The 20763-nt window shown below is 64.4% G+C and carries 18 protein-coding genes; 11 read left to right on the top strand and 7 right to left on the bottom strand.

What is annotated here, in order from left to right; genetic code table 11:
• Positions 1-142: 142 nt before the first annotated feature.
• The 9 genes from dnaJ (at position 143) to ACLHZ1_RS01050 (ending at position 10163) form a co-directional block, all read left to right on the top strand.
• The gene (dnaJ, locus tag ACLHZ1_RS01010) at positions 143-1282 is read left to right on the top strand and encodes a molecular chaperone DnaJ (protein ID WP_427260586.1); all 1140 of its coding nucleotides are present in this window, start codon (positions 143-145) and stop codon (positions 1280-1282) included.
• A 262-nt stretch (positions 1283-1544) separates the two neighbouring features.
• On the top strand, positions 1545-3035 hold the full coding sequence (locus ACLHZ1_RS01015) for a carbohydrate porin (protein ID WP_427260619.1): 1491 nt from the start codon (positions 1545-1547) through the stop codon (positions 3033-3035).
• A 112-nt stretch (positions 3036-3147) separates the two neighbouring features.
• A complete protein-coding gene (locus ACLHZ1_RS01020; RefSeq protein WP_427260587.1) occupies positions 3148-4104 on the top strand; it encodes an aminoimidazole riboside kinase in 957 nt (318 codons plus the stop codon).
• Positions 4105-4187: 83 nt separating this feature from the next.
• A complete protein-coding gene (locus tag ACLHZ1_RS01025) occupies positions 4188-5552 on the top strand; it encodes a sucrose-specific PTS transporter subunit IIBC (RefSeq protein ID WP_427260588.1) in 1365 nt (454 codons plus the stop codon).
• Positions 5552-6967, top strand: a complete 1416-nt coding sequence (locus ACLHZ1_RS01030; protein ID WP_427260589.1) for a glycoside hydrolase family 32 protein — start codon at positions 5552-5554, stop codon at positions 6965-6967. The genes ACLHZ1_RS01025 and ACLHZ1_RS01030 overlap by 1 nt, the downstream gene beginning before the upstream one ends.
• A gap of 27 nt (positions 6968-6994) precedes the next feature.
• Positions 6995-8005, top strand: coding sequence for a substrate-binding domain-containing protein (locus tag ACLHZ1_RS01035; protein ID WP_408797965.1), 1011 nt, complete (start codon positions 6995-6997; stop codon positions 8003-8005).
• A gap of 220 nt (positions 8006-8225) precedes the next feature.
• Complete coding sequence (locus ACLHZ1_RS01040) at positions 8226-8639, top strand: YeeE/YedE family protein (protein ID WP_427260590.1); 414 nt, start codon at positions 8226-8228, stop codon at positions 8637-8639.
• 12 nt (positions 8640-8651) lie between these two features.
• On the top strand, positions 8652-9071 hold the full coding sequence (locus ACLHZ1_RS01045) for a DUF6691 family protein (protein WP_427260591.1): 420 nt from the start codon (positions 8652-8654) through the stop codon (positions 9069-9071).
• Between the two features lie 75 nt (positions 9072-9146).
• Positions 9147-10163: a lipoate--protein ligase A gene (locus ACLHZ1_RS01050; protein WP_427260592.1), complete on the top strand. Its 1017-nt coding sequence runs from the start codon at positions 9147-9149 to the stop codon at positions 10161-10163.
• Between the two features lie 81 nt (positions 10164-10244).
• On the opposite strand, the gene ACLHZ1_RS01055 is transcribed toward ACLHZ1_RS01050, so the two are convergent.
• The 6 genes from ACLHZ1_RS01055 to ACLHZ1_RS01080 form a co-directional block, all read right to left on the bottom strand.
• Positions 10245-10604, bottom strand: coding sequence for a copper-binding protein (locus ACLHZ1_RS01055; protein ID WP_427260593.1), 360 nt, complete (start codon positions 10602-10604; stop codon positions 10245-10247).
• 44 nt (positions 10605-10648) lie between these two features.
• Positions 10649-13777: an efflux RND transporter permease subunit gene (locus tag ACLHZ1_RS01060; protein WP_427260594.1), complete on the bottom strand. Its 3129-nt coding sequence runs from the start codon at positions 13775-13777 to the stop codon at positions 10649-10651.
• Positions 13778-13930: 153 nt separating this feature from the next.
• Positions 13931-15448, bottom strand: coding sequence for an efflux RND transporter periplasmic adaptor subunit (locus ACLHZ1_RS01065; protein WP_427260595.1), 1518 nt, complete (start codon positions 15446-15448; stop codon positions 13931-13933).
• Positions 15449-15719: 271 nt separating this feature from the next.
• Entirely contained in the window at positions 15720-16163 is a 444-nt protein-coding gene (locus ACLHZ1_RS01070; protein ID WP_427260596.1) for a hypothetical protein, read from the bottom strand.
• 169 nt (positions 16164-16332) lie between these two features.
• Complete coding sequence (gene xthA / locus ACLHZ1_RS01075) at positions 16333-17139, bottom strand: exodeoxyribonuclease III (RefSeq protein ID WP_427260598.1); 807 nt, start codon at positions 17137-17139, stop codon at positions 16333-16335.
• 71 nt (positions 17140-17210) lie between these two features.
• Positions 17211-18881, bottom strand: coding sequence for a response regulator (locus tag ACLHZ1_RS01080; RefSeq protein WP_427260620.1), 1671 nt, complete (start codon positions 18879-18881; stop codon positions 17211-17213).
• A gap of 261 nt (positions 18882-19142) precedes the next feature.
• On the opposite strand from ACLHZ1_RS01080, the gene azu reads away from it, so the two are divergent.
• Positions 19143-19583 carry an azurin gene (azu, locus tag ACLHZ1_RS01085; RefSeq protein ID WP_427260599.1) on the top strand — a complete coding sequence of 147 codons (441 nt, stop codon included), beginning with the start codon at positions 19143-19145 and terminating at the stop codon, positions 19581-19583.
• A 55-nt stretch (positions 19584-19638) separates the two neighbouring features.
• Here the strand turns inward: azu and ACLHZ1_RS01090 are convergent, their stop codons facing one another.
• Positions 19639-20160 carry a HutD family protein gene (locus ACLHZ1_RS01090; protein WP_427260621.1) on the bottom strand — a complete coding sequence of 174 codons (522 nt, stop codon included), beginning with the start codon at positions 20158-20160 and terminating at the stop codon, positions 19639-19641.
• 229 nt (positions 20161-20389) lie between these two features.
• On the opposite strand from ACLHZ1_RS01090, the gene ACLHZ1_RS01095 reads away from it, so the two are divergent.
• A complete protein-coding gene (locus ACLHZ1_RS01095; RefSeq protein ID WP_427260600.1) occupies positions 20390-20722 on the top strand; it encodes a DUF3634 family protein in 333 nt (110 codons plus the stop codon).
• Positions 20723-20763: the final 41 nt, after the last annotated feature.

Below are 20763 nucleotides of genomic sequence, written 5' to 3' on the forward strand. Positions count from 1 at the left end.
TCTTGGTTACAAACAAGCGAGCTGCACATGAGCCTTGATCACGGCTTCGTAGTAAGAGTGTGAGCAGATTCGTCAATGAATTCACGGGCGTTGGGCAACCAACGCCCGTCTGCATAACTGCTGACAACGCAATAGGATAAGTATGTCGAAGCGCGATTTCTATGAAGTGCTCGGGGTGGCCAAGGGTGCCGACGAGCGCGAGATCAAGAAGGCGTACAAGCGTCTGGCGATGAAGTATCACCCGGATCGCAACCAGGGTGATGCCGCCTCCGAAGAGAAGTTCAAAGAGGTCAAGGAAGCCTACGAGGTCCTGACCGACGAGAACCTGCGCGCCCGCTACGACCAGTACGGCCATGCCGGGGTGGATCAGAGCCAGGGTGGCGGTCACGGCGGCTTCGGCGGTGGCGCCGACTTCGGTGACATCTTCGGGGACGTGTTTGGCGACATCTTCGGTGGCAGCCGTGGCGGCGGTCGTCGCGGCCCGGCCCGGGGCTCCGACCTGCGCTACACCATGGAGCTGACCCTAGAAGAGGCGGTGCGCGGCGTCTCCAAGGAGATCAAGGTGCCGACCCTGGTCCACTGCGAGGTATGCAACGGCTCCGGTGCCCACACCGGCAGCAGCGCCCAGACCTGCCCGACCTGCCATGGCGCCGGTCAGGTGCAGATGCGTCAGGGCTTCTTCGCGGTGCAGCAGGCGTGCCCCCACTGTCACGGTCGCGGCAAGATCATCAAGGATCCGTGCCGCAAGTGCCATGGCGAGGGTCGCTACCAGAAGACCAAGACACTGTCGGTCAAGATCCCGGCCGGTGTCGACACCGGGGATCGCATCCGTCTCTCCGGCGAAGGGGAAGCGGGGGAGGCCGGCGCACCGGCTGGCGATCTGTATGTGCAGGTGCACGTCAAGGAGCACGAGATCTTCGTGCGTGATGGCAACAACCTCTACTGCGAGGTGCCCATCAGCTTCACCGCAGCCGCCTTGGGCGGCGAAATTGAAGTGCCGACCCTGGATGGCCGGGTCAAGCTCAAGGTCACATCCGAGACCCAGACCGGCAAGATGTTCCGCATGCGGGGCAAGGGCGTCAAGTCCGTGCGCTCCGGCCAGGTGGGGGATCTGATGTGCAAGGTGGTGGTCGAGACCCCGGTCAAGCTGACCGAGTCCCAGAAGGAGCTGCTGCGCCAGCTGGACGAGTCCTTCAGCGGCGCCGCCGCCAAGACCCACAAGCCGAAATCGGAAGGCTTCTTCGAAGGGGTGAAACGCTTCTTCGACGATCTGACCAGCTGATTTTTGCGACCCAGATAAAAGAGCCGGCCTGAGTGCCGGCTCTTTTTTTGCCTGTCGTTCGGCCCGAGCTCGCCCTATTGAGTGGATCCCGATGAGGGATCCGCCTCACAACTTCCACCAACTCTTCCCGTGCAAATGCTACCTCGCTCACAGACTGGCTGAAACGGTTTAGCCGTCATATTGAATCAGCTAAAGCGGTTTAGCTATGCTCTCTTCGCGATAACAACAGAGCCCGGCAGGGCAGGGACCAGAGATGAGGAAGATGACCATGTTCAAGAGCAAGTTGGCGCTGGCGGTGGCACTGGGATTGGGAATGAGCAGCCCGCTGTGGGCGGCCGAGGGCGGTATCGAAGCCAGGCTGGCGGCGCTGGAGGCGCGGGTGCAGGCGGCCGAAGCGAGAGCCGAGGCTGCGGAGAGCCGTGCCAGTCAAGCCGAGATAAAGGCGAGTGCGGCCAGTGAGGAGGCCCAAGTCGCCAACACCCGTAGCGAGAAGGTGGACAAGCAGACCGCCGGTGCCCAGGGCTTCGAGTTTCACGGTTATGCCCGCTCCGGGCTCCTGGTCAACGGCAACGGCAATGGCGGCCGTGGCGGCCCCTACATCACCCCGGCCGGATCCGTGGGCGGCGCCGTGGGTCGCCTTGGCAACGAAGACGACACCTACATGGAAGCCAACCTCCTCAAGACCCAGACCTTTGAGGACGGCAGCTGGGCCCGCTACAAGCTGATGCTGGCGGACGGGGTGGAGACCAGCAACGACTGGACCGCCAGCGATTCGAGCCTCAACACCCGTCAGGTGTTTGCCGAGATCGGCGATCTGGCGAGCTTCAGCGGCCCCTTCCAGCACTCTGTGCTCTGGGCGGGCAAGCGCTTCGATCGGGACAACTTCGACATCCACTGGCTCGACTCGGACGTGGTCTTCCTGGCCGGTACCGGCGGCGGCGTCTACGACGTGCAGCTGGCCGACGGCTGGAAGGCGAACTTCTCCCTCTATGGCCGCGATTACGGCGACATCAGCGCGAGTGATCTGTCCGACATAGAGAGCTACATCCTCACCATGAACAACCGCTTCGGCAACTGGCAGTGGATGGTCAATGGCCTCTCGGCCAAGGACAACGAGGCGCGCATCAACGACGACGGCGCGGGTAGCGAGGCGGCGGACAAGGGGGCCCACACCCTGCTGGCCTACCATGCCGACAGCTTCTTTGGCATCAATCCCGGCTTCTCCAAGGCGGCCGTGCTCTATGGTCATGGCCTGGGGGCCGAGCTCAAGGGCTTGGGTTCCGACAGCGAGCTGCTGCCGGACGCCGACGCGGTGCGGGTTGCCGTGTTTGGTGCCACGGATATCACTCCCCGCTGGCGTGTCGCCCCGGCCCTGCTGGCCGAGCAGAGCCAGGATCGCTACGTGAAGGGGGACGAGTACCAGTGGCTGACCCTCAACACCCGGGTCGCCCAGGTGCTGAGCCAGAATGTCGAGTTGGTCTACGAGGCCACCTGGCAATACATGGACTTGGATCCCAAGGGCTACAAGGGTCGCCAGGCGGTGAGCGGCGATTTTGCCAAGCTCACCTTCGCGCCTACCTTCAAGGCCCAGACCGTCGGCTTCTTCGAGCGGCCAGAGCTTCGGGTGTTCGCCACCTGGATGGACTGGTCCTCCGAGCTCGACAATTACGCCAGCACAGATGCCATGGGCCAGAGCGACTTCACCGCCGGTGGCGAGTGGAACTTCGGCATTCAGATGGAAACCTGGTTCTAGTTCGTTATCCCGATCACAAAAATGGCAGCCGGTGCCGGGATCTGTTGGTTAGCTAAATCGGTTTAGCAGATAATGTCGACCAAGAGGTCGGGGCCCGGCTCTGGCAAATCCTGTGCAGCAGTGGAGTAGCAAGGTGACGAATCGTGTGTGGGTAATGGGGGATGCGGTGGTGGACTTGATCCCGGAAGGGGAGGCGCACTACCTCAAGTGTCCGGGCGGCGCGCCGGCCAACGTGGCGGTCGGCGTTGCCCGCCTCGGCGGCGAGTCGGCCTTTATTGGCCGGGTCGGCGGCGATCCCTTCGGCCGCTTCATGGCCGACACCCTGGCGGCGGAGGGCGTCGACATTCGCCACCTGACTCTGGATCCGGCCCATCGCACCAGCACAGTGCTGGTGGAGCTCGATGAAGCAGGGGAGCGCAGCTTCACCTTCATGGTGCGCCCCAGTGCCGATCAGTTCCTGCGCCCCGCCGATCTGCCGGTCTTCCAGGCCGGTCAGTGGCTGCTGACCTGCTCCATCGCGCTCGCCAACGAGCCGGTGCGCGCCAGTTGCCTGCAGGCCATGGCGACCATACGGGCGGTCGGGGGACGGGTCTGCTTCGACCCCAACCTGAGGCCCGAGGTGTGGGGCAACCCGGCCGAGATGCTGCCAGTGGTGCGCGAGGCCATGGCCCTCGCGGACGTGGTCAAGCTCTCGGTGGAGGAGCTGCAACTGCTGAGCGGCGAGGAGGATCTGGCGGCGGGGCTCGCCACTATAGCGGGGCCGGCACTGGTGCTGGTGACCCGAGGGGCGGCCGGTGTGGTGGCCCGCCTCGGCGGTGAGCGGCTGGAGTGGGTGGGGCCCAAAGTGACCCCGCTCGACACCACGGGGGCGGGGGATGCCTTCGTCGCCGGGCTGCTGGCGGCGCTGGCCGGGCGCTCGTCGCTACCGAGTCTCGCCGAGCTGCCCGCCATCCTGGCTCAGGCTCACGGCTGCGGGGCGCTCGCCACCACCGCCAAGGGTGCCATGACGGCGTTGCCGACCCGCACCGAACTGGATGCCTTTTTGCAATCGGGCGCAAGCGGCTGTTGATCCGCGGCTAGCCGCTCACATCGACAGACCCTACTCTCATGTGACAAGGGCCCGCCAGCGTGGTGGGCCATAAGAGGAAGAATATGAATATCAGTGCGATAGCCAAGGATCTGGTGCCCCTGCTCGGGGGCAGTGAGAACATCGTCAGCGCCGCCCACTGCGCCACCCGGCTGCGGCTGGTGCTGGCGGACGACAGCAAGGTGAACAAGGCCGCCATCGACAAGCTGGACGGAGTCAAGGGGTGCTTCAGCAACGCCGGTCAAATTCAGGTCATTTTCGGCACCGGTCTGGTCAACAAGGTCTATGCCGAGTTTGTCACCCTGACCGGGACCGGCACCGCCAGCAAGGCAGAACTGACCGACATGGCGACGGCCAAGCTCAATGTGGCCCAGCGTCTGGCGCGGACCCTCTCCAACATCTTCGTGCCCATCATTCCGGCCATCGTCGCCTCCGGCCTGCTGATGGGGCTGCTCGGCATGGTGCGCACCTACGGCTGGGTCAACGCCGACAGCGCGCTCTTTGTGATGCTCGACATGTTCAGCTCGGCGGCCTTCATCATACTGCCCATCCTCATCGGCTTTACGGCGGCGCGGGAATTTGGCGGCAACCCCTATCTGGGGGCGACCCTCGGCGGCATTCTGACCCATCCGGCCCTGACCAACGCCTGGGGCGTGGCGGGTGGCTTCAAGACCATGGACTTCTTCGGGCTGGACGTGGCGATGATCGGCTATCAGGGCACCGTCTTCCCGGTGCTGTTGGCGGTCTGGTTCATGTCCCACCTGGAGAAGCAGCTGAGAAGGCGCATCCCGGATGCCCTGGATCTCATCCTCACCCCCTTCCTGACCGTCATCATCACCGGCTTCGTGGCGCTGCTCTTTATCGGCCCTGCCGGGCGCGTGCTGGGGGATGGCATCTCGTTCGGTCTGAGCGCGCTTTATGAGCAGGCGGGCTGGCTGGCGGGTCTGGTGTTCGGCGGCACTTATTCCCTTATCGTCATCACCGGCATTCACCACAGCTTCCACGCCATCGAGGCGGGCCTGCTCACCAACCCGTCCATCGGCGTCAACTTCCTGCTGCCCATCTGGGCCATGGCCAACGTGGCCCAGGGCGGTGCTTGCCTCGCGGTCTACTTCAAGACCCGGGATGTGAAGATCAAGGCCATCACCGTGCCGGCGGCCATGTCCTGCCTGCTCGGCATCACCGAGGCCGCCATCTTCGGGGTCAACCTGCGCTACATCAAACCCTTCCTGGCCGGTCTGTTCGGCGGTGCCTGCGGCGGCGCCTACGTGGTGGCGGCCAAGGTCGGCATGACGGCGGTAGGCCTGACCGGCATCCCGGGCATGGCCATAGTCCAGCCGCTGAGCCTCATTCACTACGTCATCGGTCTGGTGATCGCCTTTGGCGCCGCCTTCGCCGCCTCCTACCTGCTGAAGTACAAGGTGGAGTGATGAAGGAAAGCCATCTCCTCAACCAGGTTGTCCGGTCCCTGCTGGCCGGACAGCTCAAGGCGGCGGCCGATCCCCATCGGCCCCGCTGGCACCTGGCAGCCCCGGTGGGGCTGCTCAACGATCCCAACGGCTTCATCGAGCACGACGGGCGCTACCACCTCTTCTACCAGTGGAACCCGTTCGGTTGCGAGCACCGCAACAAGGGCTGGGGGCATGTCACCTCCACCGATCTGCTGCACTGGCAGCACGAGCCGGTGGCGCTATTGGCCACCGAAGCCTATGAGAGCCACGGCTGCTATTCGGGCTCGGCGGTGAGCGACGAGCAGGGGCGTCTGACCCTGGTCTACACCGGCAACGTCAAATACCCGGACGGCGGCCGCACCGCCTACCAGTGTCTGGCCCGTGCCGACGGTGCGGGGGGCTTCGACAAGCTGGGCCCCGTGCTGGACCTGTCCCAAGGCTACAGCGGCCATGTGCGCGACCCCAAGGTGTGGCACGACGGTCGGCACTGGCTCATGGTGCTGGGGGCCCGTACCCTGGACGATCGGGGCGAAGTGCTGCTCTATCGCGGCGACACCCTGGATGCCTGGACGCTGGTGGGCCCCATCGCCGGCAGTGGGCGCGGTGGGCTGGGTGAGTTTGGCTATATGTGGGAGTGCCCGGACCTCTTCCCCCTAGGGGATCGTCATGTGCTGATCAGCTGCCCCCAGGGCATCGCATCCCAGGGAGAGGATTATCGCAATCTCTATCAGTGCGGCTGGCTGGCGGGGGACTTCGACGGCGAGCGCTTCGAGCACGGGGCCTTCCACGAGCTGGACAGGGGGTTCGAGTTCTATGCGCCGCAAACCACCTTAGACAGCCAGGGGCGGCGCCTGCTGTTCGGCTGGCTGGGGCTGCCGGAGGAGAACGAGATGAGCCAGCCCACCATCCCCTATGGCTGGCTGCACCAGATGAGCTGCCCGCGGGAGCTGTTCTGGCAGGATGAGTGGCTCTGTCAGCGGCCGGTGGCGGAGATTGGCGCCTTGAAAGGGGAGCAGACCCGCTTCGAGGGGACGCCCAGCGAGTTTGCGGGGATGGCCATCGACTCGGCCTGGCTCGACTTGGATCTGTGCGGGGAGGGGAGCCTCGGGTTTGGCGCCGTGGTCGAGCTGTGCTGGCAGCCGGGGCGTCTTGTCCTGCGTCGCCAGAACTGGCAGAGCGGGGAGTGGGAAGAGCGAAGCTCCCCCTGGCTTGGGGGCAAGATCACCATCTTGTGTGACAGCTCCAGCCTGGAGTGCTTCGTCGATGGCGGGCGCCAGACCCTGTCTACCCGCTACTTCCCCGGCGAAAACCCAGTACTTTCCACGCGTTGTGGTGGTGATGGCAGCAAAATTTGCCTCGATCACTGGCCGCTGGCGACCTGCCTAGTACAATAGCCCGGTCTCAGTGTGCCGGGAGGTCAGGTGGAGAAGAAGAAACGGATCACGATTGCCCAGATAGCCACGCTCGCGGGGGTCTCCAAGGCCACCGCCAGCCTGGTGCTCAACGGCAAGAGTGCGGAATACCGCATCGCCGATGATACCCGCAAGCGGATCCAGGCGGTGGCGGACGAGTGCCACTATCAGCCCAGCATCCATGCCCGCTCCCTGCGGGAGGTGCGCAGCTACACCTGGGGGCTGGTGATCCCAGACCTCACCAACTTCGGCTTCGCCAGCATCGCCCGTGCCCTGGAGGCCCGCTGCCGGGAGGCGGGGATCCAGCTGCTCATCGCCTGCTCCGAGGATGACCCCACCCTGGAGCAGCGGGTGGTGGACAACCTCATCAGCCGTCAGGTGGACGGCCTCATCGTCGCCTCCAGCGGCCACAGCGACGACATCTATGCCCGCATCCACGACCGTCTGCCGGTGGTGCAGCTCGACCGCCACATCGGCGAATCGCGCCTGCCCATGGTGATCTCGGACGCCTGCAAGGCCACCGCCGAGCTGGTGCAGGACATGGCCCGCGAGTGTGGCGAGGAGATCTACTACTTCGGCGGCCTGCTGGATCTCTCCCCCAGCCGCCACCGGTTGGCGGGTTACGAGCTGGGGCTGCACAGAGCCGGGCTGGAGGCGCCGGACGGCCAGGTGCGTCACCGCGATTACCAGCCAAGCTCCGGTTATCAGTTGATGGCCGAGCTGGTGGCGGAGCTCGGGGCGCCGCCGAAGGGGCTGTTCACCGCCTCTTTCACCCTGCTGGAGGGGGTGCTGCGCTACCTCAACGAGGCGGGACTGATGGAGACGGGCATGCGCCTGTGTACCTTCGACGATCACGATCTGCTTGACTGCATCCCCATGCGCATCGATTCCGTGGCCCAGGATTGTCCGGCCCTGGCCCGGGCCGCCTTCGAGCTGATGCAGCAGCTGATTGCGGGTAATCCCCCTGCCCAGACCGCCCAGGTCATTTCCCCCAGGGTGCGCTGGCGCAGTCGCCGTTAGCGCCCCTGGCGGTCTCATCATGCCTCTCTCCTGCACTCCCTGGCCGCGTCGTCAGACGGGTTAATCGAGTAAAATTAGATATTGCTAATTTAATGTGACGCCCTAGAATAGGGCTCTATATAAGTAATTGCTAATTAACATGCGATGCATTCCTGCGCCACAGTGCGGTCAGAGGGAAGCGGGATCCGCTTCGTGCTCGCGTCCATGATGAGGTGTTGCCATGATAGAAAGCCACTGGTGGTTCTCCCTGGGGGGAGGCATGTTGATCGGCCTGTCGGCCCTGCTGTTGATGCTGTTCACGGGGCGAATCGCCGGGATAAGCGGCATCTTCGCCGCCGCCCTGCAGAGCCGGCTGGGCTGGCGCTGGTTGTTTCTGCTGGGACTGATGTTTGGCGGTCCCATGGCCTTCGCCCTGGGGCTCGCTCGCCTGCCTGACTTCGCTGCCTTGCCGGGATGGCCCACAGTGCTGCTGGCCGGTCTGCTGGTGGGGATAGGCACCCGCCTTGGCAATGGCTGCACCAGTGGCCATGGCATCTGCGGCATGGGACGGCTGTCGCTGCGCTCCCTGGTCGCCACCCTTGTCTTCATGACGACCGGTGTGCTCACCGTGTTCGTCACCCTGCATCTGCTCTGAGGAGGCGTCAGAATGGGACTCTTTATCGCGCTCTTGTCCGGCCTGTTGTTTGGTGTGGGCCTAGGGATCTCCGGTATGGTGGATCCGGCCCGGGTACTGGGGTTTCTCGATGTGGCCGGGAACTGGGATCCCAGCCTGGCCTTCGTGATGGGGGGCGCCCTGCTGGTGTTCGCCCCCGGTTATGCCCTCCTGATCAAGCCGCGCAGCCAGAGTCTGTGTGGTGATCCCCTGCCCGCGCCTCCCGCCCCCCGTATCGACCGGCGTCTGGTGGGCGGCGCCGCGCTGTTCGGGGTAGGTTGGGGCCTGCTCGGCATCTGCCCCGGCCCCGGATTGGCCCTGCTGGGTACGGGTCAGCCCCTCATCGCCCTGTTCGTGCTGGCCATGGCCGTCGGCTTGCTCGGGGTGGATAGACTGCTGCCCGCCCGACCCTGATGGGCGGCGTTAAGGCACGCGACGAGGGCGCCATGCTGCTATCATGGCCCCTCGTTTGACTGACAGGATACCGCCATGCCTTCCCTTCGCCTGCTCGTCTCCGACTCCCAGGATCCCCTGTTCAACCTGGCGGTGGAGGAGTGTATCTTCCGCCAGATGGACCCGGCCCAGCGGGTGCTGTTTCTGTGGCGCAACGCCAATACGGTGGTGATTGGTCGGGCCCAGAACCCGTGGAAGGAGTGCAACACCCGCCGTATGGAAGAGGACGGGGTGACCCTGGCGCGGCGCAGCAGCGGGGGCGGGGCCGTGTTTCACGATCTCGGCAACAGCTGCTTCACCTTCATGGCGGGCAAGCCCGGGTATGACAAGAGCGTCTCCACCGCCATCGTGCTCGATGCCCTCAAGCGGCTCGGCGTGAGTGCCTTTGCTTCCGGACGCAACGATCTGCTGGTGGCCACCCCGGACGGGGAGCGCAAGGTGTCGGGCTCGGCCTACCGGGAGACCCTGGATCGCGGTTTCCATCACGGCACCCTGCTGCTCGATGCAGACCTCGGTCGACTCGCCCACTACCTCAATCCCGACCCCAAGAAGCTGGCCGCCAAGGGGATCAGCTCGGTGCGCAGCCGGGTCGCGAACCTTGGCGAGCTGCTGCCGGGGATCGACCATCAAGGGGTGAATGACGCCCTCATGGAGGCCTACTTCCACTACTACGGTGAGCGAGCAGCGCCCGAGCATATCTCCCCCGAGCAGATGCCGGACCTGCCCGGCTTTGCCGAGACCTTCGCCCGCCAGCGCAGCTGGGAGTGGAATTTTGGCCATGCGCCTGCGTTCAGCCATCAGCTGGACGAGCGCTTCGGCTGGGGCGGGGTGGAGCTGCATTTCGATGTGGAGAAGGGGGTGATAGGTCGGGCGCAGATCTTCAGCGACAGCCTGGATCCGGCGCCGCTTGATGCCTTGGCCCAGCGGCTGGTGGGCGCGGCCTATCGCAGCGACGCCATCGCCGCGCTGATCGGGCAATTGCAGGGCGATTTTCCGGCCCGGCACGCCGAGCTCGATGAACTCTCTGGCTGGTTGCAGGCGGCGCTGCGCTGATCGGATGGTTCGTTATGGGGGCCGAACCCGCTAAAGACCTACGGCGGGATCATCCCGCCGTTTTCTTGCCTGCCGTGTCGCTTATTGCCGCTGGATGGCGGTCACGGTGAGTTTGCCGCCCAGGCTTTCGGCATGGAAGTGGATGGCATCCCCCACCTTGAGCCCCTTGAGCTGCGCCGGATCGGCTGCCACAAACACCATGGTCATGGGGGGCATCTTGAGGTTGGTGATGGCCTCGTGCTTGATGCCCACCTTGCCGCTCCCCTCATCGAGGCGGGTGATGACCCCCTTGGTCATCATGCTCTCTCCCGTCGCCTGCATATCCATCCCCTCCATCTGGGACATATCGTGCCCCTGGTGGTTCATCATCTCTTCGGCCTGCAGGCTGGTGTGGGTGGCAAGGCCGAGCAGCAATGTCAGGGTCAGCGTCTTGTAGTTCATGATGGTTTCCTCGTCGTTCAGTCTAAATGGATAGTGAAATAGGGTTACTCGGTTTGCTTGTTCGCAGTCTTGCCAAGGCTTCTGCTGCGCCACAGGTAGTAGGCGGCAGGCAGCACCAGCAGGGTCAGCACCAGTGCGCTCACCATGCCGCCGATCATGGGCGCGGCGATGCGCTGCATCACCTCCGAACCCGTGCCCTGACTCCACATGATGGGCAAGAGGCCGGCGATAATGGTCACCACAGTCATCATCTTGGGGCGCAGGCGCAGGGCTGCGCCGTGGATCACCGCCCTGTGCAGACCCGCCTTGTCCGGCTTGCCGCTCGCCACCAGCTCATCCCAGGCGTGGTTGAGGTAGACCAGCATCAAGACGCCGGTCTCGACCGCCACCCCGGCCAGGGCGATAAAGCCCACCCCGACCGCCACCGAGAGGTTGAAGTCCAGCAGCCAGAGGGTCCAGATCCCGCCCACTACCGCGAGCGGCAGGGTGGTGAGAATGAGCAGTACCTCCTGGAAGCGGCGAAACGCCAGATAGAGCAGCAGCACTATAATGGCGATGGTCAATGGCACCACGTAGGCGAGGCGCGCCTTGGCCCGCTCCATGTACTCGTATTGGCCAGACCAGGTGAGGGCGTAGCCCGCCGGCAGCACCAGCTGTTTGCTCACCTCGGCCTTGGCCTGCGCCACAAAAGAGCCGATGTCGCGGCCGCGAATGTCGACGTAGACCCAGCCGTTGAGCCGTGCGTTCTCGCTGCGCAGCATGGGGGCCTCGTCGCTGATGTAGACCCGGGCCACATCCGCCAGGGCGATGCGCGCGCCGCTTGGGGTCACCAGGGGCAGCAGCTCCAGACTGGCCACCGAGTCGCGATAGCTCTGGGGGTAGCGCAGGTTGATGGGGTAGCGCTCGCGCCCCTCTATGGTCTGGCCCACCTCCATGCCGCCCACTGCGGTGGCGAGCACTCCTTGCACATCGGCGATGTTGAGGCCGTAACGGGCCGCCTTGAGCCGGTCGATGTCCACCTTGACGTAGCGGCCGCCCGCCACCCGCTCGGCGTAGACCGATGAGGCCCCCTCCACCTTGCCGACGATCTGCTCCAGCTGCTGGCCGACTTGCTGAATGACCTTGAGGTCGGGCCCCGCTATCTTGATGCCGACCGGGGTCTTGATGCCGGTGGCCAGCATGTCGATGCGGGTCTTGATGGGAGGCACCCAGGCATTGGTGAGACCGGGGAAACGGATGAGGGAGTCGAGCTCTTCTTTGAGCTTCTCCGGGGTCATGCCGGGGCGCCACTGATCGCGCGGCTTGAGCTGGATGCTGGTCTCCATCATCACCAGGTCGGCGGGGTCGGTGGCGGTCTCGGCGCGCCCCGCCTTGCCGAACACGTTCGCCACCTCGGGGACGGTGCGAATGAGCTTGTCGGTCTGCTGCAAAATCTCCCGCGCCTTGCCCACCGAGATATTGGCCGCCGTGGTGGGCATATACATGATGTCCCCCTCGTCCAGCGGCGGAATAAACTCGGAGCCCAGGTACTTGAGCGGCCAGAAGCCCGCCACCGTCACCACGGCGGCGATGGACAGGGTAGTTTTTGGACGGGCCAGCACGGCCTTGAGCAGGGGGATATAGCCCTGGCTCAAGCCACGGTTGAGGGGGTTGGCTTGCTCGGGCAGCACCTTGCCACGGATGAAGTAGCCCATGATCACCGGCACCAGCGTAATGGCGAGCCCGGCCGCGGCGGCCATGGCGTAGGTCTTGGTGTAGGCGAGCGGGTGGAACATCCGCCCCTCCTGCGCCTCCAGCGCAAACACCGGCAGGAAGCTGATGGTGATGATGAGCAGGGAGAAGAAGATGGCGGGCCCCACCTCGATGCTCGCCTCCGTGATGATGCGCCAGCGGTTCTTGTCGGTGAGTGCCTCCCGCTCCATATGCTTGTGGACGTTCTCTATCATCACGATGGCGCCATCCACCATGGCGCCGATGGCGATGGCGATGCCCCCGAGCGACATGATGTTGGCGTTGATCCCTTGCAGGTGCATGACGATGAAGGCGGTCAGAATGGCGATGGGCAGGGTGATGACCACCACCAAGGATGAGCGCAGGTGGAACAGGAAGGCGAGGCAGACCAGCACCACCACGGCGAACTCTTCGACCAGCTTGCCGGAGAGGTTGTCGATGGCGCGCGCGATAAGATCGGATCGATCGTAGACGGTGACCACTTCCACCCCGTCGGGCAGGCTGCTTTTGAGCTCATCCAGCCGCGCCTTGACCCCGTCTATGGTGTGCTGGGCATTCTCGCCGTAGCGCATGACGATGATGCCGCCCACCACTTCCCCTTCGCCGTTGAGCTCGGCGACGCCGCGCCGACTCTGGGGGCCTGTGACCACATCCGCCACATCGCCGAGCAGCAGGGGGGCGCCGCGCACAGTGGTACCGAGGGGGATCTGCTTCAGATCCTCGACGCTCTTTAGATAGCCATTCGAGCGCACCATATACTCCGCTTCCGCCATCTCGATGACGGAGGCGCCGGTCTCCTGATTGCCCTGCTTGATGGCGGTCTCGATAAGGGAGAGCGGAATGCCGTAGGCGCGCAGCTTGTCCGGATCGACCCGCACCTGATACTGGCGCACCATGCCGCCCACGGTGGCGACCTCGGAGACGCCATTGACGGTTTGCAGCTCGTACTTGAGGAACCAGTTCTGCAGCGAGGTGAGCTCGCTCAAGTCATGCTTGCCGGTTCTGTCCACCAGGGCGTACTGATAGACCCAGCCCACCCCGGTGGCATCGGGGCCGAGTTGGGGGCGGGCGGAGGCGGGGAGACTCGGGGCCACCTGACTCAAATACTCCAGCACCCGGGCGCGGGCCCAATAGAGATCCGTGCTGTCGTCAAACAGCACATAGACGAAGGAGTCGCCGAAGAAGGAGTAGCCGCGCACCGTGGTCGCTCCCGGCACCGCCAGCATGGCGGTGGTGAGCGGGTAGGTCACCTGATCCTCCACCACCTGGGGCGCCTGCCCCGGGTAGGCCGTCTTGATGATCACCTGGACGTCGGAGAGATCCGGCAGGGCGTCCACCGGGGTCTGTTTGACCGACCAGAGCCCCCAGGCGGTGAGCATGAGGGTCAACAGCAGCACCAGAAAGCGGTTGCCCACGGACCAGCGAATAATCGAGGGGATCATGATCTGGCTCCTCCCTCTTGGCGTGGCGTGAACGGCAGGACATGGTTGCTAGTAAAGCGGCAAGAGATCGACGGGATCATGATTGGGCTCCTTTCTCATATGGTGCAGAGAGCGGAGCCTGTTTGTTGGCAACGTGGCGAATGATGGAAGGGATCATGGCTTGGCCCCCATATCGTGCTGGCTAGGGTCCATGCCTTCCATCTTCTCCATCTCACTCGCCGCAGGCTTGGCGGCGCCGTCGGTTGCTGGCGCCTTCTCCTGATGGATGCTGGTGATGCGGTACTCATCCCCCTCCTGCATTACTTGCAGGTGCAGGGTCTGCCCCTTGGCCAGCTTGCTGATGTCCACACCGTCGGCCACGGTGAACTCCATCTCCATGGCGGGCCACTGCCATTCTGGGATAGGTTGGTGGGCCACCATCAGGGTGCGGCTGGCCAGATCCATGCTCTGTACGGTCCCTTGAGTCCACACCTGCGCCGGGCGCACCGCCGTCATGCGCTGGAAGTCCGAGTCGATGGCAGATTCGGAGTCGAGCAGGAACTGGGCCGAGCTGACTATGCTGTCCCCCGCTTCGACTCCCTCCCTGATGGCAACCTTGTCGCCAAACTGTGGGCCCAGGGTGACGGCGACCGACTTGAAGTTGCCATCCCCCAGGGCCAGCACCAGCCTGTCCTGGCTGCCGGTGCGGATCACCGCCTCGCTCGGCACCACCAGCCGGGGTTCCCCCTGGCCGGTGCGAATGGTCACCTTGGCAAACATATTGGGCTTCAAAAATTCATCCGGGTTGTCAACGCGCAGCCGCACCTTGAGGGTGCGGGTGGTGGCATCCAGGGTCGGATAGAGGTAATCCACCTTGCCCTGCCAACTGCGGCCGGGGGCGTAGTCCAGGGTCATGGTGACCGGATCCCCCACCATCAGCTGGGCAGCCTGGCGCTCGAACACCTCGGCGCTGACCCACACCTGCCTGAGGGTGCCGATGTTGAACAGGGCGGCGGCGGGCTCCACATACTGGCCCTCGCGCACTTTCAGCTCGGAGACATAGCCGCTGCTCGGGGAGTAAATGCTGATGGTTTCACGCACCTGACGGCTGCGCTTGAGGGCGGCAATCTGATCCGCCGGTACCTGCAGGGATTTCAGCTTGCCCTCGGCGGCGCGCAGCAGCAGCGGGTTGGCTGTGTTGAGGGCGAGCAGGTATTCGTGCTGGGCGTTGACCAGATCCGGGGCGTAGATCTCGTAGAGCAGGGAACCTTTGGCCACCTTCTGCCCCTCGCTCTTGATGGCGAGGGTGCGGATCCAGCCCGCCATGCGGGCGTTGATGGCCGTAAGCCTGTCCTCGTCATAACCGACATAGCCCACCGTCTCGATCTGCTGGTGGAGGGGCAGTTTTTCGACCTTGGCCAGCCGCACCCCCAGGTTCTGCTGGATCTCGGGGCTGATGGTGACGGTACCGGGCGAGCCGTTTTTCTGCTCCTCATAGACGGGGATAAAATCCATCCCCATGTTGTCCTTGGCGGGGCCATCGCGCCTGTCGCGGGGATCCATGGGGTTGACCCAGTAGAGGGGCGTCTTCTCCTTGGTACTGGCGCCATCAGTGCTCTGTTTGGCGGCCCAGTAGCCGCCACCGGCGCCGAGGGCGAGCAGCAGGGCCGATACCAGCAGTGTCCGGCTCATCGCACACCTCCACTCAGCGGCAGAGGGGCAGGGCGTTTGGCGGCGATAAGGCCGCGAATAGGGGCAAGTGACATCATATCTCTTCTCTTGTGCAGGCCGCCGGGCGGGTGATAAGGCATCACCAAAGGGGTTGGCGGCAAACGGGGCGCGGCTGAACGGTCAGCGCGCACGGCTCCCTGTGAGCGGGCCGGTTTGGCCAGGGCGCAGGGTCAGGCAAGGCGGCAGACAAGGGGCAAGCCGAGGCTTGCCGCCGCCGGGAGAGAAGAGCTTTCTAGTGACGCAGCACCGACAGCATCAGGTGTCGGCGTGGCCAGGAGGGAGGGTGGGTACCGCGACTGCGAAGGAAGGGATCCCGCAGCCAGTTGTCCAGCCGTTGGCTGGCGGCCCCGGGGGGGAGCAGCAACAGGGGCAGGGCGAGCAGGGTCAGCAGGGCGGCCAGCAGCGGCAGGCCTGCGCCGGTGGGCGAGGTGAGGCCGCCGTGCATCTGGCACTCCTGGCTCATCCCATCACTCGCCTGCCCATCCTGGGGGGCTTGGGTGTGGCAGGCGAGCCCCTCCATGGCACCGGTATCCATGGCGGCGCCGTGATGCGCGGCCTGAGGGGAGGCCATGGCATGGGTGCCCAGCCAACCGAGGCACAGGCTGAGATTGCAGACGAGCATCAGCACCAGCAACAGCCGGGCGATGAGCACTGTGGGCAATCTCGATGACAACATGGGCGGTTTCCCTGCGACGAATAGGTGAAATGTAAACCTTACCTAAAGGTTAAGGTCAAGGTATGGCAAAACCTGTCTGCCAAAGAGTTGATATGGATTAAGAAATGCCGGATGGGCAGACAAAAAAGCCCCCGCGTTGGCGGGGGCTGGATGACGGTGGGAGGGCCGATCAGGCGAAGCAGGTCCAGATGGGGGCGTGATCCGAAGGTTTCTCGATGCCGCGCAGCTCGTAGTCGATGCCGGTCTCGGTCACTTTGTCCTTGAGGGCGTCGGAGGCCATGATGAGGTCGATGCGCAGGCCACGGTTCTCGTCAAAGCCCCTGGAGCGGTAGTCGAACCAGGAGAAACGCTCGCACTCGGTGGGGTTGGCGGCGCGGAAGGTGTCGGTCAGGCCGAACCCTTCCAGACGGGCCATCCATTCGCGCTCGATGGGTAGGAAGGAGCACTTGCCATCCCGCAGCCAGCGCTTGCGGTTCGCCTCACCGATGCCGATGTCGAGATCCGTGGGGGAGATGTTCATATCCCCGATCAGCGCAATCTGGTCGTCCGGGCTGTGGTGAGTCTCGAGGTAGTGCTGCAGGTCTTCATAGAACTTCTGCTTGGCCGGGAACTTGGTCTCGTGATCCTGGTTTTCCCCTTGCGGGAAGTAGCCGTTCATCACCTTGATGACGGAGCCGTCTTCCCGCTGGAAGCTGGCCATGATCATGCGGCGCTGGGCATCCTCGGGATCGGTGGGGAAGCCCTTTTGCACCTCGAGGGGCTTGTGCTTGCTCATGATGGCCACCCCGTAGTGGGCCTTCTGGCCATGGAACTCGACGTGATAGCCCATGGCCTCCACGTCCGCCAGGGGGAAGGCTTCGTCGTGAACCTTGATCTCCTGCAGACCGATCACGTCCGGCTGATGCTTGTCGATGATGGCTTGCAACTGATGAAGACGGGCGCGCAGGCCATTGATATTGAAAGAGATGATCTTCATGTCGATGTGCTCATGTCGTTTTTATAGGTGGCTATTGGACAAGGAATCCCGGGGCGATGCAAGCCGCGGGCTCATTGGCTCTGGCTGAACTCCTGGCGCAGCTTGCGAAAGCGCTCCTGCTGGGCCGGATTGAGGGGGATCCCCTCCAGTATGGCCAGGGTCTCCTTGCATTCGCTCGGAAAGTCCGGGTTCTTGCGATGCTTCTCGATGAGCTTGAGCAGCACCTGGATCTTGTTGAGCGCCGCCCCCGTGTTGGCGGGAGCGCGGCGCAGGGCCTCGCGAAAGTGGGTGAGGGCCTGCTCGAGCTGGCCTCCCTGATAGGCCTTGATGCCGAGTTCGTTGAGCTGCTGGTAGCGTTGGCGCCGCTCCTGCACCGTCTTGTCGTTGCGGGTCGCCTGGATGCAGATGGTGAGCAGCCTGTCCCCATCCTCGGTCAGTTGCGCTTGCAGGCTCTCGGCATACTCGAACTCCCCGAGCTGATAGAGGGCCAGCACCGTCTCGCCGAGCAGGGTGCTCGGCATGCTGGCCGGCTGATCCAGCCACTGCTGGTTGGCGCGATAGAGCATCTTCTTGCCCTTGAGCAGCTGGCCCAGGGCGATCTGCACCCTGGCCTGGCAGATCTGCTCGAACACGGGGTAATTGAACTCGCTCACCATCAGGGAGTCGCGAATGCGCGACAGGGCCGAGTTGACCTGTTTTTGCAGGTTGGCGATGTGATAACCGTCGTTGCTGTTGAGGGCGTAGAGGGTGAGGCACTGGATATAGGCCCCCAGGTAGTGGGGAGTCCTGTGGATGGAGTTGCGTGCCAGCTCGATGAGGGAGAGGAGCACATCCCTGGCCTGGGCATAGTCGTGGCGCTGCAGGCACACCTCCGCCAGGCGGCGCGACAGCAGCACCGACTGGGGAGAGATCTCCACCGCCCGCTTGAGCTCGCGCTGGGCCGTCTCCTCCTCCCCCAGGGCCAGATGGGCTTCCGCCAGCCAGCGGTGGGCCTCCACCATCAGGGGATTGTGCTTGAGGGTCGCCTGCAGGTGGCTCACCGCCTCCTCGTTCAGCCCCAGGGTATGGCACGCCTTGCCCAGGGTGAGCCGGGCCCAGCCGTTCTCCTGGCCCGCCAGCAGCTGGCGCATCAGGCTGCGGGCCTCCTTGGCCTGACCCAGCTTGAGCTGGGTGTCGGCCTGCAGACAGCGGCAGAAGTTGGCAAAGCGCGGGATGGCGTCGGCCCGCTCGGCGCAGGCGTGGATCAGCTGCTCGGGCTTGTCCTCGGCCAGGGCCCGGAACACGCTCTCCAGGGCCCGGCGGCGAGCCAGGGCCCGGCGCAGCCGAAACTTGAACTGCTCCTGGGAGAAGGGCTTCATCAGGTATTCGTCCGGTTCCACTTCCAGGGCGCTCAACACCATGGCGCGGGAGTTGTCGCTGCTGACCATGATCACCACGCTCAGGGGTGGGATCAGTCCCTTGTCCCTCAGGCTCTCCAGCAGCTGGCGGCCGTTCTCCCCCCCGCCCAGGTCGTAATCGAACAGATAGACATCGAAGCTCTCCTTCTGGCAGCGGCGCCGGGCCTCCTCGGCACTGCTGGCAAAGCTGATGCGGTTGATGCCGATGTTTTGCAACATGGCCTTCATCATCACCTGAAAGGCGCGCTGATCATCGACCAGCAGCAGGCGCAGCGGCTTGACGGGAGCAGGCTTGGGGGTGGCATCGCCAGCGGCAGAGGGGAGGGCGGGATCCTGGGTCGGCATGGCTCTGGGTCTTGGGGCGTCGATGCGCCAGTGTGCCACCAAAGTTCGGGATCAGGCAATTGGCAAAGGGGGGCGCCAGGGCGGTCCCAGGGGGGCGGGCATCGGAAAGGGAGTGATCTGGCCCGCAGGCTTGGCCGTAAACCCTGGTTGACCAAGGGCATATGAGTACAATAAGGTAGATTCAAATAGCACCTTTGTCTGGCCCGCGACCGCGGGCCAGACAATCCTGTCGCCAACCCTGGCAACCCAAAGGAGAGGATGATGAAAAAGGTAATGTCCCTGTTGTTTCTGAGCGCCCTGGCGGCCCCCGCCTTCGCCGATGAGTGCACTCTGACGGTCGAGGCGAACGATGCCATGCAGTTCGACACCAAGGCCTTGATCGTGCCCGCGACCTGCAAGGAGGTGACCCTCACCCTGACCCACACCGGCAAGCTGCCGGTCGCGGCCATGGGCCACAACTGGGTGCTGACCAGCACGGCCGATTTCCAGGACGTGGCCACCGCCGGCATGGGAGCGGGCCCGGACAACAACTATCTGCCCAAGGATGACGCCCGGGTGCTGGCTCACACCAAGCTTATCGGCGGCGGCGAGACCACCAGCATCAGCTTCCCGACCGAGGGGCTGGCGGGCAAGGAGCTCACCTTCTTCTGCTCCTTCCCCGGCCACTGGGCCATGATGAAGGGCAGCTTCAAGGTCGGTTGATATCGCCGCTCAAGACAAGAGAAGCCGGGCTTGCCCGGCTTTTTCATGTCTGTTTTCAGGGATGTTGCAGGGTAAAAAAGGCGATGCTGGCCTTCTTGCTGCACTCGAATCGGATGTCCTCCTCGGCCGTGACCACCAGGGTATCTCCCCGGGCAAGCTCATGCTGCGCCACCCTCAGGCTTCCCTCCAGCAGGGTGATGAGATAGGTGTGGGCCGGGACCAGGGTGAGGGAGAGGGAGAAGGGCAGGGTCAGCACCCGCACGTTGGCGCCGATCCTGTCGGGGTCATAGATGAGGCCAAGATCCGTTACCTCTCTCTTGAGCAGCTCGCAGTGGGTCTCGTCGTCCCCCTTGAAATGGGCCGCCTCGAAGGTGGCATAGGGGTGGCCGTTGAGCACGAAACCGGCGCCGCTGATGGGGAGCAGGATGCGGTCATAACCGGGAAAGCGGGAGAAGGGGCCCGCCTCCTTGATGGGGGCCGAGCTCCGGCGATAGTCGAAATCGAGCCTGGCCAGGGTGCTGCCCGCCGGGGCAATCACTATCTCGGCGGTGCTGCCCTTGCCATTTTTCCAGGGCATCTGGCGCTGCTGGGCCACTGTGATGAGTCGGTACACTGGGTTCCCTCATGGTGAGTCTGGCCTCAGAGATACCACTCTCCCCGCCCCGAGGACAAGCCCGTCCGGTGCGAGTGCGGTTTTTTCCAGCGCGCGGGGCAGGGGGCGGGTGGGAAAAGCGGGCCTCGATCAAGGTCCGGCGGCGGGGCCGGGGTTATGCTCAACGGAGCCAATGACGCCAAGGAGAGTGACGATGGCCTGGATATCCTTGCTGGTGGGGGTGGCCCTCATCTGGTGGTTGCTGAAGCTGGGGCGCGGCCCCCTGTTCGAGATCCGGCTTGCCCCGGGCAAGCTGGTGGTGCATAGGGGCAGTCTGCCCCCCGCCTTCATCGAACAGGTGCGGCAGATCCTCAAGCACGAGCCGGTGCGCGGCCGCATCCTGGGGCAGCGGGATGGCAAGGGGGTGCGCCTGGTCTTCTCCCGCTCCATCCCCGAGTCCATCGCCCAGCGGGTGCGCAACGCCTTCCCTTACGCCGACTATCGCGGCCAGCAGCCGACCCCGCCCTCGGGCCACAGGCGCCGCTGATCCCGCCCCATGACAGGGAGGCGGCCCCGCTGCCGGGGACG

This window comes from Aeromonas sobria, from assembly GCF_050266975.1.
GTDB classification, from domain to species: Bacteria; Pseudomonadota; Gammaproteobacteria; order Enterobacterales; family Aeromonadaceae; genus Aeromonas; species Aeromonas sobria_B.

What these genes read in the sequence shown, in the direction of transcription:
- dnaJ (WP_427260586.1), top strand. Translation starts at nt 143, where the DNA reads ATGTCGAAGCGCGATTTCTATGAAGTGCTCGGGGTGGCCAAGGGTGCC.
- ACLHZ1_RS01015 (WP_427260619.1), top strand. Translation starts at nt 1,545, where the DNA reads ATGACCATGTTCAAGAGCAAGTTGGCGCTGGCGGTGGCACTGGGATTG.
- ACLHZ1_RS01025 (WP_427260588.1), top strand. Translation starts at nt 4,188, where the DNA reads ATGAATATCAGTGCGATAGCCAAGGATCTGGTGCCCCTGCTCGGGGGC.
- ACLHZ1_RS01030 (WP_427260589.1), top strand. Translation starts at nt 5,552, where the DNA reads ATGAAGGAAAGCCATCTCCTCAACCAGGTTGTCCGGTCCCTGCTGGCC.
- ACLHZ1_RS01040 (WP_427260590.1), top strand. Translation starts at nt 8,226, where the DNA reads ATGATAGAAAGCCACTGGTGGTTCTCCCTGGGGGGAGGCATGTTGATC.
- ACLHZ1_RS01045 (WP_427260591.1), top strand. Translation starts at nt 8,652, where the DNA reads ATGGGACTCTTTATCGCGCTCTTGTCCGGCCTGTTGTTTGGTGTGGGC.
- ACLHZ1_RS01050 (WP_427260592.1), top strand. Translation starts at nt 9,147, where the DNA reads ATGCCTTCCCTTCGCCTGCTCGTCTCCGACTCCCAGGATCCCCTGTTC.
- ACLHZ1_RS01055 (WP_427260593.1), bottom strand. Translation starts at nt 10,604, where the DNA reads ATGAACTACAAGACGCTGACCCTGACATTGCTGCTCGGCCTTGCCACC.
- ACLHZ1_RS01060 (WP_427260594.1), bottom strand. Translation starts at nt 13,777, where the DNA reads ATGATCCCCTCGATTATTCGCTGGTCCGTGGGCAACCGCTTTCTGGTG.
- ACLHZ1_RS01065 (WP_427260595.1), bottom strand. Translation starts at nt 15,448, where the DNA reads ATGAGCCGGACACTGCTGGTATCGGCCCTGCTGCTCGCCCTCGGCGCC.
- ACLHZ1_RS01070 (WP_427260596.1), bottom strand. Translation starts at nt 16,163, where the DNA reads ATGTTGTCATCGAGATTGCCCACAGTGCTCATCGCCCGGCTGTTGCTG.
- xthA (WP_427260598.1), bottom strand. Translation starts at nt 17,139, where the DNA reads ATGAAGATCATCTCTTTCAATATCAATGGCCTGCGCGCCCGTCTTCAT.
- ACLHZ1_RS01080 (WP_427260620.1), bottom strand. Translation starts at nt 18,881, where the DNA reads ATGCCGACCCAGGATCCCGCCCTCCCCTCTGCCGCTGGCGATGCCACC.
- azu (WP_427260599.1), top strand. Translation starts at nt 19,143, where the DNA reads ATGAAAAAGGTAATGTCCCTGTTGTTTCTGAGCGCCCTGGCGGCCCCC.
- ACLHZ1_RS01090 (WP_427260621.1), bottom strand. Translation starts at nt 20,160, where the DNA reads ATGCCCTGGAAAAATGGCAAGGGCAGCACCGCCGAGATAGTGATTGCC.
- ACLHZ1_RS01095 (WP_427260600.1), top strand. Translation starts at nt 20,390, where the DNA reads ATGGCCTGGATATCCTTGCTGGTGGGGGTGGCCCTCATCTGGTGGTTG.